We start from the raw sequence: 16,426 nt of genomic DNA on the forward strand, positions 1-16,426 counted from the left end.
TCAGAGCCGCTGGTTCTGTGTAGGGCTTGATTCGTGCCGTCCCTTCACTGCCCATTAGGGCTTGATTCGTGCCGTCCCTTCACTGCCCATTAGGTTCTGTGGTGAGAAGTGACCGCACACCGGAGGTTGTTGACGTGACCGACATCGCCATGCTGCCCGCGTCCTGGCGCGGAGTCCTCGGCGAGGAGCTGCAGAAGCCCTACTTCAAGGAGCTCACCGAGTTCGTCGAGGAGGAGCGGGCGAAGGGGCCTGTCTATCCGCCGCGCGACGAGGTCTTCGCCGCCCTGGACGCCACGCCGTACGACGGGGTGAAGGTCCTGGTCCTCGGCCAGGACCCGTACCACGGAGAGGGGCAGGGGCACGGTCTCTGCTTCTCCGTGCGCCCCGGCGTGAAGACCCCTCCCTCGCTGCGGAACATCTACAAGGAGATGAAGGAGGAGCTCGGCCACCCCGTGCCCGACAACGGCTATCTGATGCCGTGGGCCCAGCAGGGCGTCCTCCTCCTCAACGCGGTGCTCACGGTCCGCGCGGGCGAGGCCAACTCCCACAAGGGCAAGGGCTGGGAGAAGTTCACGGACGCGGTGATCAGGGCGGTGGCCGACCGCCCCGACCCGGCCGTCTTCGTCCTGTGGGGGAACTACGCCCAGAAGAAGCTCCCCCTCATCGACGAGGAGCGGCACGTCGTGGTGAAGGGCGCGCACCCCTCGCCGCTCTCCGCGAAGAAGTTCTTCGGCTCCCATCCCTTCACGCAGATCGACACCGCGGTCGCGGCGCAGGGACACGCGCCGATCGACTGGCGGATCCCGGACATCGCCTGACGCCATCGCCTGACGCCATCGGCTGACGACTCCGGGGCGGGGCGGCCGGGCGCGTCACCGGCCTGGCCCAGCGCCACGGGCGTGCGCCCCGCGTCCGAACGTGCCTGACCGCGATTGTCGGTGGTGGCCGCTAGCGTCGTGAGGGATGGGGGCGACGGCCGTACGACCACGGAGGACCCGGTGACGGAGCAGCAGGAGCAGACGGCGGAGGACGCGATGATGACCCGCATCGGGCAGGCGGTCATGCTGCACCACGGCGGCGACCGCGAGGAGGCGCAGGGCCGCTTCCTCGGCCTGTGGGGGGAGATCGGTGAGAACGGCGACCCGCTGCACCGCTGCACACTCGCGCACTACATGGCGGACACACAGGTCGATCCCTCGGACGAACTGTCCTGGGACCTGCGGGCGTTGTCGGCGGCCGACGAGCTCACGGACGAGCGCCTGAACGAACACCACCGGTCGCCGGCCGTACGCGGCTTCTACCCCTCCCTGCACCTCAACCTCGCCGCGGACTACGCGAAGCTCGGCCGCCCGGCAGCGGCCCGCAGCCACCTGCGCCGGGCCCGCGGCGCGGAGGGCGCCCTGGGGGACGACGGCTATGGCAAGGGCATCAAAGAGGCCATCGCGAGGCTGACGGCCGAGGTGGGGGAGGGGAGCGAGGAGGAGTAGGGCTGAGGGTCACCGAGCCGCTCAACGGCCGTACGTCCTGCGGCAGATGACGGCTTCGGGACTGCCCGGCCGCCATCTCCCGTACGCCTCGCCGAGTGCGCACACATCCGCGCCGGAGGCGGCGGGCGTCGCCCTCGGGGCGGGGCGGGTGGCTCCCGCGTCGGGGCGTGGTGCGGGGGGCCTGCGGGCCGGGGCCGCGGGTGGGGGCGCCGGGTGCGCGGGGCCGGGCGGTGGCGTCGGCGGCCCGATATCGGGGCCGGTATCGAGGCCGGAGGCGGGGTTGGGGTCGGGGTCGGGGTCGGACTCAGGGTCGGCCCGCCGGGAGGCCGTATGCCGGGGCGGGTCCATGCGCTCCAGTGCCTCACGGGCCGGGGCCTGCACCGCCCGCGGCCGGTTCGGCCCGGCGGTGCGGGGCGCGGGCGGTGTCGCGGTGGCCGCGACGGGCCCGGCCCCCGCGGGCCGCTCGACGCTCACGCAGCCGGAGACAGCGGCCGAGGCGGCGGCCGAGACGACCACGGAGATGAGGAGCGCGGCGGTGGCGGACGATCGTTGCACCCGCACAACTCTGCTGCCCACGCCGCCCATTGGCGCGGCAAGTCCGCGTGCGTGCCCCGCACGGGTGACGGAAGGGGCCGGGGCGGCCGGGAGCTGCGGGGGGCGTGCGCGGCGTGGCACCCGCTGCTTCTCTCCGGCGCCGGAGACTCCCCGTCAGTCGCCCAGCATCCCCCGCAGCAGCTCCCCCGCGCCCCTCTGCAGCTCTTCCAGGGCAGGCGCCGTGGCGTGGTACGAACCCGCCACGCACGAGAACATCAGGCCGTCGCACCACGCCACCAGGGAGAGCGTGTGGAGCTCGGGGGCGGGGGAGCCCGCGGCGCGGAGCAGGGCCTCCAGGGGTTCTCTGAACTGGGCGCCGGCCGCGTCGTAGTAGGCGCGCAGCTCCGGCCTGCGGGTCGCCTCCAGGGCCAACTCGTAGCGTGATACGAGGAGTTGGCGGTTGTCGCCGGTCAGGTAGCGGTGCAGGGCGAGGGCAAGGCCTGCGGCCAGCCGGTCGCGGCCGGCTGCCGGGTCCGGCAGCTCGGCGGGGTTGAGTACATCGGCCTCGCGTTCGGCCTGGCGCCGTACCGCCGCCTCCAGGAGGGCGAGCCGGGTGCGCGCGTAGTTGGACGTGGAGCCCTGGGGCAGCCCTGCCGCCTCGTCGACGGCCCGGTGGGTGAGGCCGCGCATGCCGCGCTCCGCGAGCAGGGCGAGAGCGGCGTCGGCGATGACTTCGGTGCGGGGAGTCCCCGTGCTGCGTACGGACATGGCGAAAACCTTACCTGCCGAACTACACATGTAGTACGGTCTTCCCGTCGCCCACTACACCCGTAGTGAAGGGGTGAGCGGCGCGCACGCGGCGGCCGCGTGCGGCGTCCCGGAGGAGGAGCCATGAACCAGCAGCCTCACGCAGTCGTCATCGGCGGTGGCATCGGCGGACTCGCCGCCGCCATCGGGCTGCACGAGTCCGGATGGCGCGTCACGGTCCTCGAACGCGCCGCCTCCCTGGAGCCCGTGGGCGCAGGCATCGGCCTCGCCCCCAACAGCCAACGCGCCCTCGACGTCCTCGGCCTCGGCGACCGGGTGCGCGCCCTGGCGGCCTGGCAGGGCGACGGCGGCGTACGGGCCCGGAACGGCCGCTGGCTGGTGCGTACGAGCGCAGCCGAGACGCAGTCGGCGTACGGCGGGACCCTGGTGATGCTGCACCGCGCGACCCTCGTCGGCCTGCTGGTCGCCGCGCTGCCCGAGGGGGCGCTGCACACCGGCACCCGGGCCCGTCTCACGGACGCGGGCACCGCGGGCCGCCGCGCCGTCGTCACCACCGACGAGGGTGACATCGAGGCGGATCTCGTCGTGGGCGCCGACGGCATCAACTCAGCCGTGCGCACGGCCCTCTTCCCGGCCCACCCCGGCCCCGTGTACGCGGGCTTCACCGCCTGGCGGCTCGTCGTCCCGGCCCCCGAAAGGACCTTCGCGCCGCACGAGACCTGGGGCCGCGGCGGCGTATGGGGATCGCAGCCACTGAAGGACGGCAGGGTCTACGCCTACGCCACCGCCCGTGTCCCACAAGGCGGCAAGGCGCCCGACAGCGAGAAGGCGGAACTGGAGCGCCGGTTCCGCGACTGGCACGACCCGATCCCGCGGCTGATCGCCGCCGCCGACGCCGAGAGCATCCTGCGCAACGACGTCGGCCACCTGGCCACGCCCCTCACGCAACACCACCGGGGCCGCGTCGCACTCATCGGCGACGCCGCGCACGCCATGACGCCGAGCCTCGGGCAAGGCGGCAACCAGGCGATCGAGGACGCCGTCGTCCTGGCCCACCACGCGACGCCGGGCGTCGACCTCACCGCGCGCCTGGCCGCCTACAGCGCGGCGCGCGTCCCACGGACCACGGAGATCGTCCGCAGGGCGGCGCGGGTCTCCCGTCTCACGCACCTGACCGCCGCCCCGGCCGTCGCCGCCCGCGACGCCCTCGTCTCGACGGTGACGAGGCTCGCCCCGGACGCCGTCCTGCGCAGCTTGTCCGCCGTCACCGACTGGCGTCCGCCACAGATCCCGTCGCCGGAACCGCGAGGCGTCCGGGAACCGGAGGGCAGCGCCGCCGCCCCTGGGGGCAAGCGGGTCTGCCCGGTGGTCTCCTGACGGACTGTGCGGGATCTCCTAGCGTCATGGCGTGAGCCTTTGGACCTCCTTGGAACCCGCCTCCGCGACCGTCGACCCCGGCAGCAGCACCACGGTGCGGCTGAGAGTGCGCAACACCGGTGACATCGTCGACGAGTACCGCTTCGAACCGGTCGGCGATCTCGCCCCCTGGGCCACGGCGGAGCCGGCGGTGCTGCGGCTCTATCCGGGGACGACCGGCACGGTGGAGCTGACGTTCGCGCCGCCCCGTACGCCCGACGCGCTCGCGGGACCGCACCCGTACGCGGTGCGCATCACGCCCGCGGAGCACCGGGGCGCCGTCGTCGTCGCCGAGGGACACCTCACCGTCACCCCCTTCACCGAGGTGCGCGCCGAGCTGGTGCCGCCGACGGTGAAGGGCTGGTTCCGCGGACGGCCGCAGGTCGCGGTGGACAACATCGGCAACACCAAGGTCACCGCGTCGCTCGGCGGCGCCGACACCGGTGATCAGCTGTCGTACGACCTGCAGCCCGGCAACGTCCAGATCGAGCCGGGCCGGGCCGCGTTCGTGAAGGCGACGCTGCGGCCCCGGCAGGTCACCTGGTTCGGGTCGAAGAAGGAGCAGCCCTACGCGCTGGCCGTACGGCGCTCCGGCAGCGAGCCCGTGAACGTGGACGGCGTCTTCGTGCAGCGCGGGGTCTTCCCGGGCTGGCTGACCGCGGTGCTCGGCGTGGTCATCGCACTGACCATCGCGTTCGTGACGATCTGGATGTCGAACCGGCCGGAGATGCGGACCCAGGCCCGGGACAAGCTGGAGCAGGGCGGCCCACTCAAGCCGGACAGCCCGCCCCCGCCCTCGAAGAGCGCGCCGCCCGAGCCCGAGAAGTCCGAGGAGGCGCCCAAGGAGTCCGGCGGGGACGAGAAGAAGGACGAGGAGGGCGGAGGCGGCGGTGGCAGCGGCGGCGGCGGAGGCGAGGAAGAGCCCGAGGAGAAGACGGCGGCCGACGCGGTGCGCGAGCTCGCCGAGAGCAGCGAAGGCCGCCACATCTGCTACCGCGCGTTCGTCGAGGGCGACGGCTGGCAGGACCCCGTGTGCGACGGCGCTGAGGCGGGCGCGGCCGGCCAGGGCACGCCCATCAAGTCGCTCGACATCGCGGTGACCGGCACCCAGGGCGTCACCGGCACCGGCGCCTTCGTGAGCGAGGGATGGCGCAAGGGGATCCCGTGGTCGGCCGAGGACGACGGCAAGGACATGTACTTCGGCAGCACCGAGGAGACCGACCCCGCCCTGCAGGGTTTCACGTACAAGGTCAACGACGGCTCCGTCTGCAGCGACGCCTTCGTGACGGAAAGGGAGTGGATGGGTGAGGTGTGCACGGACCCCGGCCAGTGGAAGTACCACGGGAGCCCCATGGAGCTGAACCTCCCGCTCCAGGCGGTCCGCTTCACCGTGTGACGGCTTTACGGGAGGGTTCGGTACGGGTGGGTCCGGTACGGGTGGGTCCGGTGGGCGCGCTCCTCGATCCGGGGCGTGCCGCTGTCGACATCGCCCACCCGGACCGTCGCGCCCTCGGTGACCGGGGGCCCCGCGTCGTAGTCGGGGTAGGCAGGGAACGGCACGGTCACCGTGACGTCCAGGGAGGGCTTGAGCTCGCCGCCGAGCGCGGACCAGATGTCGGCGAGGGAACGGGCCTCCGACGGGTTGCCCGCGACCGTCATCAGCACCGAGAACCCGAGCCTTCGCAGTGAGCTCGGAAGCTCCTGGGCGGCGAGGAGTTCGTGCGGCAGCAGCGTCGCGAGTACGGCGGACAGCAGCCGGTGTTCGTCCTGCGGAGTCTTCGTCCAGGCCGTCACCAGATAGGAGAGCCGGAACCAGCGCGGGGGACGGCGACGGCGCACGACGATGTCGCGCTCGTCGCGCACTGCGGAGTGGCCGCGCTGCCGCAGGGAGACGTCCTCCCGGATGTCGTACAAGTAGGCGTTGACCACGGGCGCGTTGCGCCGGGCCGCCCAGTCCCGGGTGGGCACGTCGAAGGAGACGTCGATGCCGGACCCGGTCAGCGCACCGCCGCCGATGAGGCCCTTGAGAACGTCGTCCACCTCATGGATCACCCTCGTGCTCCCGCCTGCCGAGTGTCTCTGTGCGGCTTGTGTGTCCTATGTGTCCTGTGTGTCTCGATGTATCTCTGTGCCGACTGGTCGCGGCCCTGTCGCCGATCGTGCTCCTCCGGGGCCAGGACCGATCAGTTGATCAGATGTAACCCTCACGCAGGGCGTACGCCACCACGTGGGCCCGGTTGCGCAGGTGCAGACGCGTGGTGAGGCCGTGCATCACGTTCTTGACGGTGCGTTCGGAGTACGACAGCTTCATGGCGATCTCCGAGGTGTCGAACCCCTCGGCCACCAGCCGCACCACGTCCACCTCACGCTTGGTGAAGCTCAGGAAGTACCCCGGCTGGTCGTCGCCGCCCCGGTGCAGGCGCCGCACCTGGCCGATGAGCTGGCCCAGCAGGTCGGCGGGGAGATCACCGTCGCCCTTGGCCGCGGTCAGCACCGCGTGCACCAAGCGCTGGGCGGTCGCTTCGCGGCGCCAGACGATGGCGCCGACCCCGCACTCTATGACGTCGAGGAGCTCGTGCTCCCGGACCGTACCCGCGACGAGCACCGCACGAGCGCCCTCACTGCGTACGGTCCGCCGCAGCCGGGTGAGTGCGGCCTCGTCGAGGTTGTCCTCGACGATCAGGGCGACCGTGGCGGGTCCTGAGTCTCCGGACAGGTCGATCTCGGGGTGCCTACGGAGCTGGCTGAGGACGCCTTCGCGGCTGATGGGGTCCGGGGCGGTCACGGAGACCCGGACCCGGTTCGTCTTCGGCAGGGCGGGCGCGGGGCGGGTGGGGACGACCGGCGCCGGGGTGGTGGCGAGGGCCACGAGGGCCGGGGGCGAGCTGGACACGCGAACTTCCTCTGGTCTCTGACGGGGAATCGTGCGGGGGGATCGTGCTCTGGCGGTTCAGCCCCGGGGCTCCAGCCCCTGGGCCGGGCGCCGTCGGTCCGGTGGACCCGTGGGCCGACGGCACCCGGTGGGGGTCAGGTCAGGAGCAGGACTTGAAGAAGTGCTTCCAACCGCCGCTGGGCATGGCCGGCGGCTCGGCAGGGGTGCCGCTCGCGCCGTACTTCTGCTCGTCGTCGGCGTTGTAGGCGCCGGGTCCTGTGCTCGCCTTCGTCAGGCGCACGCTGCGCTCCCACACCCCGTCGCCGCCGTTGACCAGGGTCGAGAGGTCCGGGTAGGCGTCGCCGCCGTAGTCGGCGATCCGCAGCTGCTTGACCTCGCGGGCCTCGCCGATGTCCAGGTGGCGGGCGCGGGCCGAGCTGAGGTTCGCGCGCTTGAGCGGACCGGGACGGTACTCGGCGACGCGCGAGTCGGCGGGGTCGTCCCCACCGGACGGCGTGACGAGGTTGACGACCATGTCCAGCTTGCCGTCCTTCTGGAAGTCGGCGACCGCGGCGGTCGCGACCTCGCCCGGCTTGGCGCCGAGCAGCTTGCCGACGGAGTGCTTGGTGCCGTACGAACCGCTCGCGGTGCCCCACTGAACGGTCATCTTGGTGCCGGTGTGCCCGGGATTCATGATCTTGTCCGGGCGGCCGTCGCCGTCGAGGTCGCCGAGCAGCGTCGTGGCGCCGGACAGGCACGGGCCCGCCGCACGAGCGGAGCGTCCCGCGCTGTCGGAGTCCGCCGACCCGGCGGCGCTGGCCTGGTAACCGGCGACCGTGAGGGTCAGGGCGACAGCCGCGATGGGTGCGGCGATCAGACGTGAGCGCTTGCGAAGCATGTAACGAACTCCCCATGTGGTTTCTGCTGAGCTGTGCTGAAGTACCGGAATGCCCCCCCCGCACCCCGGTACGGGGGTCGTCTTGCAAACGAGGTGCGGGGGATGCCCGGATGAGCACGACTTGAGCTTGTGGGGTGCCCTGCCCCAACGGCCAGGAATACCGGTCGATTGGGGACACTGGAATGCCGGAATGGCCTCTGACCAGGGGGAACGCGAGCCGCCTGGAACGCGGAACTGGGACGCGGCGGGCCTTGGGACGGCCGGTGTCATGGGAGAGTTTCGCCAGAAGACTCTGCTCACCCCACGTATCACCCACGAATCACCCACGTATCACCCACGAATCACTCACGATTCACCCACGAATTACTCCACGAATGACGAGGTCAAAGCGGTGGATACCAGCGCACACCGGGACTTGAAGATCGGCTGTATCGGACTCGGCGACATCGCGCAGAAGGCGTATCTGCCGGTGCTCACCACCCTGCCCGGGGTCGAGCTGCACCTGCAGACGCGCACCCCGGCGACCCTCGCCCGGGTCGCCGCCACCCACCACATCCCGGACTCCCGCTGCCATACCGACCTGGACGCCCTGCTCGCCCAGGACCTCGACGCCGCCTTCGTGCACGCGCCGACCGCCGTGCACCCCGAGATCGTCACCCGGCTCGTCGAAGCGGGCGTGCCGACCTATGTCGACAAGCCGATCGCGTACGAACTCGCCGAATCCGAGCGTCTCGTGCAGCTCGCGGAGGACCGCGGCGTCAGCCTCGCCGTCGGTTTCAACCGCCGCCACGCGCCCGGCTACGCCCAGTGCGCCGAGCACCCGCGCGAGCTGATCCTCCTGCAGAAGAACCGCGTCGGGATGCCCGAGGACCCGCGCACGCTGGTCCTCGACGACTTCATCCACGTCGTCGACACGATGCGCTTCCTGGCACCGGGACCGATCGACCACGTCGGCGTGCGGGCCCGCGTCGTCGACGGCCTCATGGAGCACGTCGTGCTGCAGCTCGCCGGTGACGGGTTCACCGCGATCGGCATGATGAACCGGCTCAGCGGTTCGGCCGAGGAGATCCTCGAGGTCTCCGGCCAGGACGCCAAGCGGCAGGTGATCAACCTGGCCGAGATCGTCGACCACAAGGGCCAGCCCAGCGTGCGGCGGCGCGGTGACTGGGTGCCGGTGGCACGCCAGCGCGGCATCGAGCAGGTGGTGCTCGCCTTCGTCGACGCCGTGCGCGTCGGCAAGGTGCTCAGCGCCCGGGACGCACTGGCGACCCATGAGCTGTGCGAGCGCGTGGTCCGGGCCGCTCGGGAGCAGGCCGCCTGAGGGCCCGTGCCCCCTCGGCCGCGCACATGACCACGAGTACGGCGATCGCGGCGTGCACGGTCCAGTCGCCCCACCGTACGTACGCCGTGACCCCCGAGCCCCGCGGTACGTCGTACACCGCGGCCGCGCTCGCCGAGGTGCCCAGCGGCGAGCCGACCCGCGAACCGTCCGGGGCGTAGACCGCCGAGACGCCGGTCAGCGTGGCATGCACCATGGGGCGCCCCGTCTCGGCGGCCCGCATCGCCGCGAGCGAGGCGTGCTGACGGGGCGCCCAGCTGGACTGGAACGACGAGGTGGCCGACTGCGCGAGGAGTACCTGGGCGCCGTCACGGGTGAGCCGGCGGCTCATGTCGGGGAACGCCGACTCGAAACAGACCAGCGGCCCGATCCGCAGGTCGTGCCCGACGTCCATCACCACCTGCCGGTCACCGCGCCTGCGGTCCTCGCCCGCCGCCTTGCCGACCGACGTCGCCCAGCCGAGCAGGGAGCGGGCCGGGACGTACTCCCCGAAGGGCACCAGCCGCATCTTGTCGTAGCGGTCGCCGGTCGGTCCTTCCGGGCCCACCAGGACGGAGCTCTTGAAGATGCCGGGCCGGTCGGAGCGGCGCGCGTCGACGTTCACGAGGATGTCCGCGCCGACCTCGCGGGACAGCGCGGCTATCCGGCGCGCGACGTCCGGCCGGTCGGCCAGGTCGAAGCCGACGCTGCTCTCGCCCCAGACGACAAGGTCCGGGGCCCGCCCCTTCAGCGTGCGGGTCAGCTCCTCCTCCCGGGCGAGGCGTCGGTCGGCGCTCGCGGCGCCGCCGATGACACCGGGCTGGACGACGGCGATCCGGACGCGTCCGGCGGGTTCGGGGCGCGGGGCCCAGGCCCACGCGGCCGTGGTGGCGGCGGCCACGGCGAGGATGCCCGCGACGGCGGGAGCGACGGGGGAGAGGGGCCGGGGCGCGAGGAATCCGGCGAAGGGTCCGCCCGTGGCCCGGGGCGCGCTCCAGGTGGACGAGCGCGGGCCCGTGATCCAGGGCGTCGTCCGCACGGATATTCGCGACGTCGTCGTACGCAGGGAGGTCCGCGAAGCCGTGGTGCGCACGGCCACGACCAGCAGCGCGACACCCGTGTTCACGACCACGACCAGCGCGCTGACCAGCCACACCCCGCCCACCGAGGCGAGCCGGAGCGCGGGCGCCACCTGCCACTGGCTGGAGCCGAGCAGACCCCACGGCCCGCCCAACCCTTCCCAGGACCTGACGAGCTCGACCATCAGCCAGCCCGACGGCAGCACCACGAGCGCGGCCGTGGCACGTCCGGGTGCCGGTGTGCCGCCCAGGAACCGGCGCACAAGACGGCCCCAGGGTGCCCACAGCAGGCCGAGCAGAGCGGCGATGACGACCGTGAAGACGTGCAGACTCGGCAGCAGCCAGTGGTGCACGGCCACCATGAAACCGAGGCCGCCCAGCCAGCCGTCGAGCATGGCCCGCCGACCGGTGGGGGCCGACGCGGCGAGCAGCATCCACGGTACGAGGGCGACGTACGCGAACCACCACAGCGAGGGTGCGGGGAACGCCAGGGCGGGCAGTGCCCCGGCCGCCACGGCGAGGGCGCCGCGCCACCGGGGTGACGCGAGCAGCCGTGCGGCGCGCCGCCGGTGCGGCTCCCACCGGTCGTCGCCGAACAGATCCATGCAGCGCCTCCCTCGGCCCCGACGCCCGGTCGTGCCACCAGTGTGCGCGCCACGGACGATCTAGGACAGTGGGCGGAACCCGCTCTGTCACCCGCTCGGTCACCTGCCCGGTCACCTGCCCGGTCACCCGCTCGGTCACCTGCTCTGTCACATACCGGAGGCCGGCTCCCGCTGCTGCCGCTCACCGGCCAGCTGACGCCACTTCTCCGTGACGACCACCCGGCGCAGCCGCCAGCCGCCGTGCGTACGCACAAGAGCGAAGGAGTAGCGGCCGCCGCAGACGAAGTCCGGCGCCGTCGAAGGCTCCGACACGGCACCGGGACGGTCGGCGAACCGCATGGGGTTCACGTAGTCGGCCTGCACGTGCGCGGTGTCGCCGGTGTCCTGGTCGAGCGTGCCGAACTCCAGCCTGCGGTTGGTGACCAGATGCTGGCGCATGGGGAAGAGCCGCATCGTCTCCGCCAGCCAGGCGGCGATCGCGTCGGCTTCTCCTTCGATCCCGCCCGCGGAGCGGTAGTCGGCGCCCCCTCCCGGGGCGAACAGCTGTCGGTAGGCATCCCAGTCGCCGTCGTCGACGGCCACCGCGTACTCGGTGATGAGGGCATCGATGGCCAACCGGTCCATCACGGCGGCGAGTTCCACGCGCTGCGTCATCGGCTCAGTGTTGGGCATGGAGGGTGCCGAGCCAAGGGGCGCGCCCAGGGCCATTCCTCTGGATCAGGCCTCAGGGCCTGTCGTTCGGATCAGGCCCTAAGCCGCTTTCACCATCTCCTCGCGGACCGCGGCAGCCCACTCGGTCACCAGCTGCGCATACTCCCTGCGCTGGTCGGTGCTGAGTCTGCTGCCGGTGCGCAGCCACAGGTCGCGGATCCGCTCGTTCAGTTCGGAGGAAGACCGCACGGCGCCATGAGGCGGAGGGGTTAAGGGCATGACGTCAACCCTAGGGGATGGCTACGACATTCGGAACTGTCAGCTACCGCACACCTGCTCCATGTGATCGCCACGCCCGGGTCGCCATCCGCAGACCCGTATGGAACGGTGGAAAACAGCGAAAATGCCTGTTTCTCCATGGAAAGGGGTGGCGAGATGTCCTCGAAGCGACGCCGCAAGAAGAAGGCCCGCCGCAAGCACGCGGCCAACCACGGAAGCCGTCCCCAGTCCTGACATCTGCGCGGACGCGCCTGTGGCGGCGTCTCAGCCCGCCGATTCCCCCGCGTGCGGGCTGAGGGCGCCGGTGGCCACGAGGGCGATCAGGACGATGCCGAGCAGGATCCGGTAGTAGACGAACGGCATGAAGCTTTTCGTGGTGATGAACTTCATGAACCAGGCGATGACCGCGTAGCCGACGATGAAGGCGATGATCGTGGCGAAGATCGTCGGGCCCCAGGAGACGTGCCCCTCACTGGCGTCTTTCAGCTCGAACGCGCCGGACGCGAGGACGGCGGGGATCGCGAGCAGGAACGAGTAGCGGGCCGCGGACTCACGGGTGTAGCCCATGAGGAGGCCGCCGCTGATGGTGGCGCCCGAGCGTGAGACGCCGGGGATGAGGGCCATCGCCTGGCAGATGCCGTAGATCAGGCCGTCCCTGACGCCGAGTTCCCGCAGGTCCTTGCGGCGTCGTACGGCGCGGTGCTTGCCGCCCGTCTCGTCGCGGGCCGCCAGGCGGTCGGCGATGCCGAGGACGATGCCCATCACGATGAGCGTGGTGGCGATCAGCCGGAGGTCGCGGAAGGGGCCCTCGATCTGGTCCTTGAACGTGACGCCGAGTACGCCGATGGGGATCGAGCCCACGATGACGAGCCAGCCCATCTGCGCGTCGTGGTCCGAGCGCGGCACCTTGCCGAAGAGCGAGCCGAACCACGCCGACAGGATCCGCGCGATGTCCTTGCGGAAGTAGATCAGGACCGCCGCCTCGGTGCCGATCTGAGTGATCGCCGTGAACGCGGCCCCTGGATCGTGCCAGCCGGCGAACGCCGCGGTCAGCCGCAGGTGCGCGCTGGAAGAGATCGGGAGGAACTCGGTCAGTCCCTGGACGAGTCCGAGGATGAAGGATTCAAGCCAAGACATGAGAACTGCGCCGTCCAAGTACTGATCATCAGACCGCGGATGCGGTCGTAGCGGTCATAGGGGGGCGTGACTGAGGCGTGGCCGAAAGGCGATTGCGGGGCGACTGCGGGGGCGTGCGGGTCGGAACGCCGGTGCGCGAGGGATGATCACGTCCCCCGTTCTGGGGCAGCGTAGCGGTCCTGGGTTACGAGACGGTGGGAGGGCCGATCGTGGGCTGTGCCGCAGGGCCCGCCGCAGGGTCCGTCGTAGACCACCCGGGCGCCCGCGACCGCGCTTCAGCGGCTGTCGTCCCGCTCGGAAGGCCGGGCGGACGCGGCCTCGCGGTCGCGGAAATGGTGCCGCTTGAACCAGGCCACCACCGCCCCGCCCAGGCCCGTCACCGCGATGAACCCCATCGCGACCAGGAAGACGGGCGAGGTCGGCGTGGAGGCGCGGGCGCCCGCGATGACGTACGCGGCCGTGTTCGGGATCGACCCCAGGCCCGTGGCGATCAGGAAGGGCAGCCAGCCCATGCGGGAGACCGCCGCGCAGTAGTTGGCCGCGGCGAACGGCACGCCGGGGAAGAGCCGCACCGCCAGCATCGACCGGAAACCGTGCCGGCTGAGCTGACCGTCCACGGCCTTCAGCCAGCGCCCCCGCAGGAGCGGCCGCAACGCGTCCTGGCCGAGCATCCGGCCGAGTCCGAAGGCGATCCCGGCGCCGAAGACCGTGCCGGCGATCGCCGCGACGAGACCCGCCTGGGAGCCGAAGAGGGCGCCCGCCGCCAGGTTGAGCAGCGGACGCGGCACGAACGCGGCGGTGCACACCCCGTACGCCACGGCGAACAGGGCTACCGCCGTGGCTCCGCCCAGCTGGGCGGGCCAGCCGTCGGAGAGGAGCCGCTGCGGCTCGAAGAGCAGGACGGATGTGGCCGCCGCGGCCAGTAGCACCACGAGCAGGGACAGCCGCGACCACGGCGAGAGCAGTGCTCTCGCGCAGCGCACGGCGAAGCCCTGCGGACGGGTGGCAGCGGTCTCGAACATCCGGGAAGAGTATCCGGAACATGTGTCTGATCGCCGTATGGTGCGTCTCATGAGCGTCACAGTCCCGCGACGAACGCCGAGCAGTGAGCTGGCGGACGAGATCCTCCAACGGCTCGTCACCAGCTACTCGCAGGCGGCCGATCCGGGACGGGCCGCGCAGATGAGGGCGTATATGAGGGACATCGCTCCCTTCCTCGGCCTGACCTCTCCGGTGCGCCGCGAACTGTCCCGCACCGTCCTGGCCGGCACTCCGCGGCCCGACGAGAGGGACTGCACGGCGATCGCGCTGCGCTGCTGGGAGCTGCCCGAGCGCGAATACGCCTACTTCGCCGTCGACTACCTACGCCGCCATGTGCGGCGGTGCTCGTCCGGCTTCCTGCCCGTCGCCCGCCGCCTCGTCACCACGCGCTCCTGGTGGGACACGGTCGACGCGCTCGCCGCGCACGTCGTCGGCGGACTGGTCGCGGCGGAGCCGGAGCTGCGGACCGCCATGGACGAGTGGATCGAGGACGACGACCTGTGGGTGGCCCGCACGGCCCTCCTCCACCAGTTGCGCCACAAGTCGGCGACCGACGTCGAGCGCCTCTTCGCCTACTGCGTGCGCCAGTCGGGCCACCCCGACTTCTTCATCCGCAAGGCGATCGGCTGGTGCCTGCGGGAGTACGCCAAGACCGACCCGGAGGCCGTACGTGACTTCGTGGAGCGGGAGCGCGGCAGGCTGTCGCCGCTGTCCGTGCGGGAGGCACTGAAGAACGTCTGACTCTCCGCAACTCCGCTCCCCGGGCGCACGGTTCGCGCGGTTCGCGAAAATGATTCGACGTGGGCTTTTCCTTCGGTGAGGATCAGTCCATGTTCCGGTACGCCTTCCTCGCAGCCACGCCCGCAGTCGCGGGCGCTGCGAAGGCTGCCGCCCTCGCAGCCGCCGCCTTCGACGGCATCCGAAGCTGACCCTCCCCGGACACTCCGGCGGACCCCGCAGGGGGAGGGTCGGTCGGGCCCCGGGGTCCCCGTCCCGACCGCGCGCACGCACGCCGCGGGACCGGGAGAACAGCTTCGAGTTCCGGAGAAGGAACCACCATGTCCAAGACGGCTTACGTCCGCACGAAACCGCACCTGAACATCGGCACCATGGGCCACGTCGACCACGGCAAGACCACCCTGACCGCCGCCATCACCAAGGTCCTCAGCGAGCGCGGCGCCGGAGGCGGTACGCAGTACGTGTCCTTCGACCGGATCGACCGGGCGCCCGAGGAGGCGCAGCGCGGCATCACCATCAACATCGCGCACGTCGAGTACGAGACGGACACCCGGCACTACGCGCACGTGGACATGCCGGGCCACGCGGACTACGTGAAGAACATGGTCACCGGCGCGGCGCAACTGGACGGGGCGATCCTCGTCGTCTCGGCGCTCGACGGGATCATGCCGCAGACCGCCGAGCACGTGCTGCTCGCCCGGCAGGTCGGCGTCGACCACATCGTCGTGGCCCTCAACAAGGCCGACGCGGTCGGCGACGGCGAGGACGCCGAACTCGCCGACCTCGTCGAGCTGGAGGTCCGCGACCTGCTCTCCGCGCACGGGTACGGAGGGGACTCGGTCCCTGTCGTACGCGTCTCCGGGCTCAAGGCCCTGGAGGGCGAGCCACGCTGGACGTCGGCGATCGAGGCGCTGCTCGACGCGGTGGACACGTACGTGCCGATGCCCGAGCGCTATCTCGACGCGCCGTTCCTGCTGCCCGTCGAGAACGTGCTCACCATCACCGGCCGCGGCACCGTCGTCACCGGCGCCGTCGAGCGCGGCACCGTCCGCCTCGGGGACCGCGTGGAGGTCCTCGGCGCGCACACGGAGACCGTGGTCACCGGCCTGGAGACCTTCGGCAAGCCGATGGAGGAGGCGCAGGCGGGGGACAACGTGGCACTGCTGCTGCGCGGCCTGCCCCGCGACGCCGTACGACGCGGCCATGTCGTCGCGGCGCCCGGCAGCGTCACGCCCCGTCGGCGCTTCACGGCGCAGGTCTACGTCCTGTCGGCGCGGGAGGGCGGCCGCAGGACGCCGATCGCCACCGGGTACCGGCCGCAGTTCTACATCCGCACCGCGGACGTGGTCGGCGACGTCGACCTCGGCGATGCGGCCGTGGCCCGGCCCGGCGACACGGTCACGATGACGGTCGAACTCGGCCGCGACGTACCGCTGGAGACCGGCCTCGGCTTCGCGATCCGCGAGGGCGGCCGCACCCTCGGCGCGGGCACCGTGACCGGGGTCGCCTGACGGAGCAGTCGGCCCGACCGCCTGGCACGGGCGGCCGGGGCGGCCCGGGCCCCCCGGCCCCCCGGCGGCCACTCACGCCACATCGGGAGAGC

Annotated in this window: 17 protein-coding genes; 7 read left to right on the forward strand and 10 right to left on the reverse strand. The window is 71.8% G+C overall.

Annotated features, from left to right (window positions below; translation table 11 throughout):
* The first annotated feature begins 134 nt into the window (after nucleotides 1–134).
* Together ung and ABZ953_RS38780 are read left to right on the forward strand one after the other, a co-directional pair.
* On the forward strand, nucleotides 135–818 hold the full coding sequence (gene ung / locus ABZ953_RS38775) for a uracil-DNA glycosylase (RefSeq protein WP_361734155.1): 684 nt from the start codon (nucleotides 135–137) through the stop codon (nucleotides 816–818).
* Between the two features lie 180 nt (nucleotides 819–998).
* Nucleotides 999–1,487: a hypothetical protein gene (locus tag ABZ953_RS38780; RefSeq protein WP_361734157.1), complete on the forward strand. Its 489-nt coding sequence runs from the start codon at nucleotides 999–1,001 to the stop codon at nucleotides 1,485–1,487.
* A gap of 21 nt (nucleotides 1,488–1,508) precedes the next feature.
* On the opposite strand, the gene ABZ953_RS38785 is transcribed toward ABZ953_RS38780, so the two are convergent.
* Both ABZ953_RS38785 and ABZ953_RS38790 read right to left on the reverse strand, forming a co-directional pair.
* Nucleotides 1,509–2,042: a hypothetical protein gene (locus ABZ953_RS38785; protein ID WP_361734159.1), complete on the reverse strand. Its 534-nt coding sequence runs from the start codon at nucleotides 2,040–2,042 to the stop codon at nucleotides 1,509–1,511.
* A 153-nt stretch (nucleotides 2,043–2,195) separates the two neighbouring features.
* A complete protein-coding gene (locus tag ABZ953_RS38790; RefSeq protein ID WP_361734161.1) occupies nucleotides 2,196–2,789 on the reverse strand; it encodes a TetR family transcriptional regulator in 594 nt (197 codons plus the stop codon).
* Between the two features lie 123 nt (nucleotides 2,790–2,912).
* Between ABZ953_RS38790 and ABZ953_RS38795 the strand changes: the two genes are divergently transcribed.
* Both ABZ953_RS38795 and ABZ953_RS38800 read left to right on the forward strand, forming a co-directional pair.
* Nucleotides 2,913–4,166 carry an FAD-dependent monooxygenase gene (locus ABZ953_RS38795; RefSeq protein ID WP_361734163.1) on the forward strand — a complete coding sequence of 418 codons (1,254 nt, stop codon included), beginning with the start codon at nucleotides 2,913–2,915 and terminating at the stop codon, nucleotides 4,164–4,166.
* A gap of 31 nt (nucleotides 4,167–4,197) precedes the next feature.
* A complete protein-coding gene (locus ABZ953_RS38800; protein WP_361734165.1) occupies nucleotides 4,198–5,601 on the forward strand; it encodes a hydrolase in 1,404 nt (467 codons plus the stop codon).
* A gap of 5 nt (nucleotides 5,602–5,606) precedes the next feature.
* Here ABZ953_RS38800 and ABZ953_RS38805 read toward each other — a convergent pair whose 3' ends face one another.
* From ABZ953_RS38805 to ABZ953_RS38815, 3 genes are all read right to left on the reverse strand, one after another.
* Nucleotides 5,607–6,257 (reverse strand): DUF4255 domain-containing protein, encoded by a 651-nt coding sequence (locus ABZ953_RS38805; protein ID WP_361734167.1) that lies wholly within the window; start codon nucleotides 6,255–6,257, stop codon nucleotides 5,607–5,609.
* Nucleotides 6,258–6,396: 139 nt separating this feature from the next.
* Nucleotides 6,397–7,020, reverse strand: coding sequence for a LuxR C-terminal-related transcriptional regulator (locus ABZ953_RS38810; protein WP_361734185.1), 624 nt, complete (start codon nucleotides 7,018–7,020; stop codon nucleotides 6,397–6,399).
* Nucleotides 7,021–7,237: 217 nt separating this feature from the next.
* Nucleotides 7,238–7,975 carry a VCBS repeat-containing protein gene (locus ABZ953_RS38815; RefSeq protein ID WP_361734169.1) on the reverse strand — a complete coding sequence of 246 codons (738 nt, stop codon included), beginning with the start codon at nucleotides 7,973–7,975 and terminating at the stop codon, nucleotides 7,238–7,240.
* A gap of 415 nt (nucleotides 7,976–8,390) precedes the next feature.
* Here ABZ953_RS38815 and ABZ953_RS38820 point away from each other — a divergent pair, with 415 nt between their 5' ends.
* The gene (locus ABZ953_RS38820) at nucleotides 8,391–9,296 is read left to right on the forward strand and encodes a Gfo/Idh/MocA family oxidoreductase (RefSeq protein ID WP_361734187.1); all 906 of its coding nucleotides are present in this window, start codon (nucleotides 8,391–8,393) and stop codon (nucleotides 9,294–9,296) included.
* Here ABZ953_RS38820 and lnt read toward each other — a convergent pair.
* From lnt to ABZ953_RS38845, 5 genes are all read right to left on the reverse strand, one after another.
* Nucleotides 9,220–10,977: an apolipoprotein N-acyltransferase gene (gene lnt / locus ABZ953_RS38825; RefSeq protein WP_361734171.1), complete on the reverse strand. Its 1,758-nt coding sequence runs from the start codon at nucleotides 10,975–10,977 to the stop codon at nucleotides 9,220–9,222. The genes ABZ953_RS38820 and lnt overlap by 77 nt on opposite strands.
* 147 nt (nucleotides 10,978–11,124) lie before the next feature.
* Nucleotides 11,125–11,631 (reverse strand): nuclear transport factor 2 family protein, encoded by a 507-nt coding sequence (locus tag ABZ953_RS38830; protein ID WP_361734173.1) that lies wholly within the window; start codon nucleotides 11,629–11,631, stop codon nucleotides 11,125–11,127.
* Between the two features lie 96 nt (nucleotides 11,632–11,727).
* Entirely contained in the window at nucleotides 11,728–11,907 is a 180-nt protein-coding gene (locus tag ABZ953_RS38835; protein ID WP_361734175.1) for a hypothetical protein, read from the reverse strand.
* 264 nt (nucleotides 11,908–12,171) lie between these two features.
* Nucleotides 12,172–13,044 carry an undecaprenyl-diphosphate phosphatase gene (locus ABZ953_RS38840; protein ID WP_361734177.1) on the reverse strand — a complete coding sequence of 291 codons (873 nt, stop codon included), beginning with the start codon at nucleotides 13,042–13,044 and terminating at the stop codon, nucleotides 12,172–12,174.
* Between the two features lie 275 nt (nucleotides 13,045–13,319).
* On the reverse strand, nucleotides 13,320–14,066 hold the full coding sequence (locus ABZ953_RS38845; RefSeq protein ID WP_361734179.1) for a TVP38/TMEM64 family protein: 747 nt from the start codon (nucleotides 14,064–14,066) through the stop codon (nucleotides 13,320–13,322).
* Nucleotides 14,067–14,115: 49 nt separating this feature from the next.
* Here ABZ953_RS38845 and ABZ953_RS38850 point away from each other — a divergent pair, with 49 nt between their 5' ends.
* Nucleotides 14,116–14,826, forward strand: a complete 711-nt coding sequence (locus ABZ953_RS38850; RefSeq protein WP_361734181.1) for a DNA alkylation repair protein — start codon at nucleotides 14,116–14,118, stop codon at nucleotides 14,824–14,826.
* Nucleotides 14,827–15,143: 317 nt separating this feature from the next.
* A complete protein-coding gene (gene tuf, locus ABZ953_RS38855) occupies nucleotides 15,144–16,334 on the forward strand; it encodes an elongation factor Tu (RefSeq protein WP_361734183.1) in 1,191 nt (396 codons plus the stop codon).
* Nucleotides 16,335–16,426: the final 92 nt, after the last annotated feature.

The sequence above is a fragment of the Streptomyces sp. NPDC046465 genome (assembly GCF_040646035.1).
GTDB lineage: Bacteria > Actinomycetota > Actinomycetes > Streptomycetales > Streptomycetaceae > Streptomyces.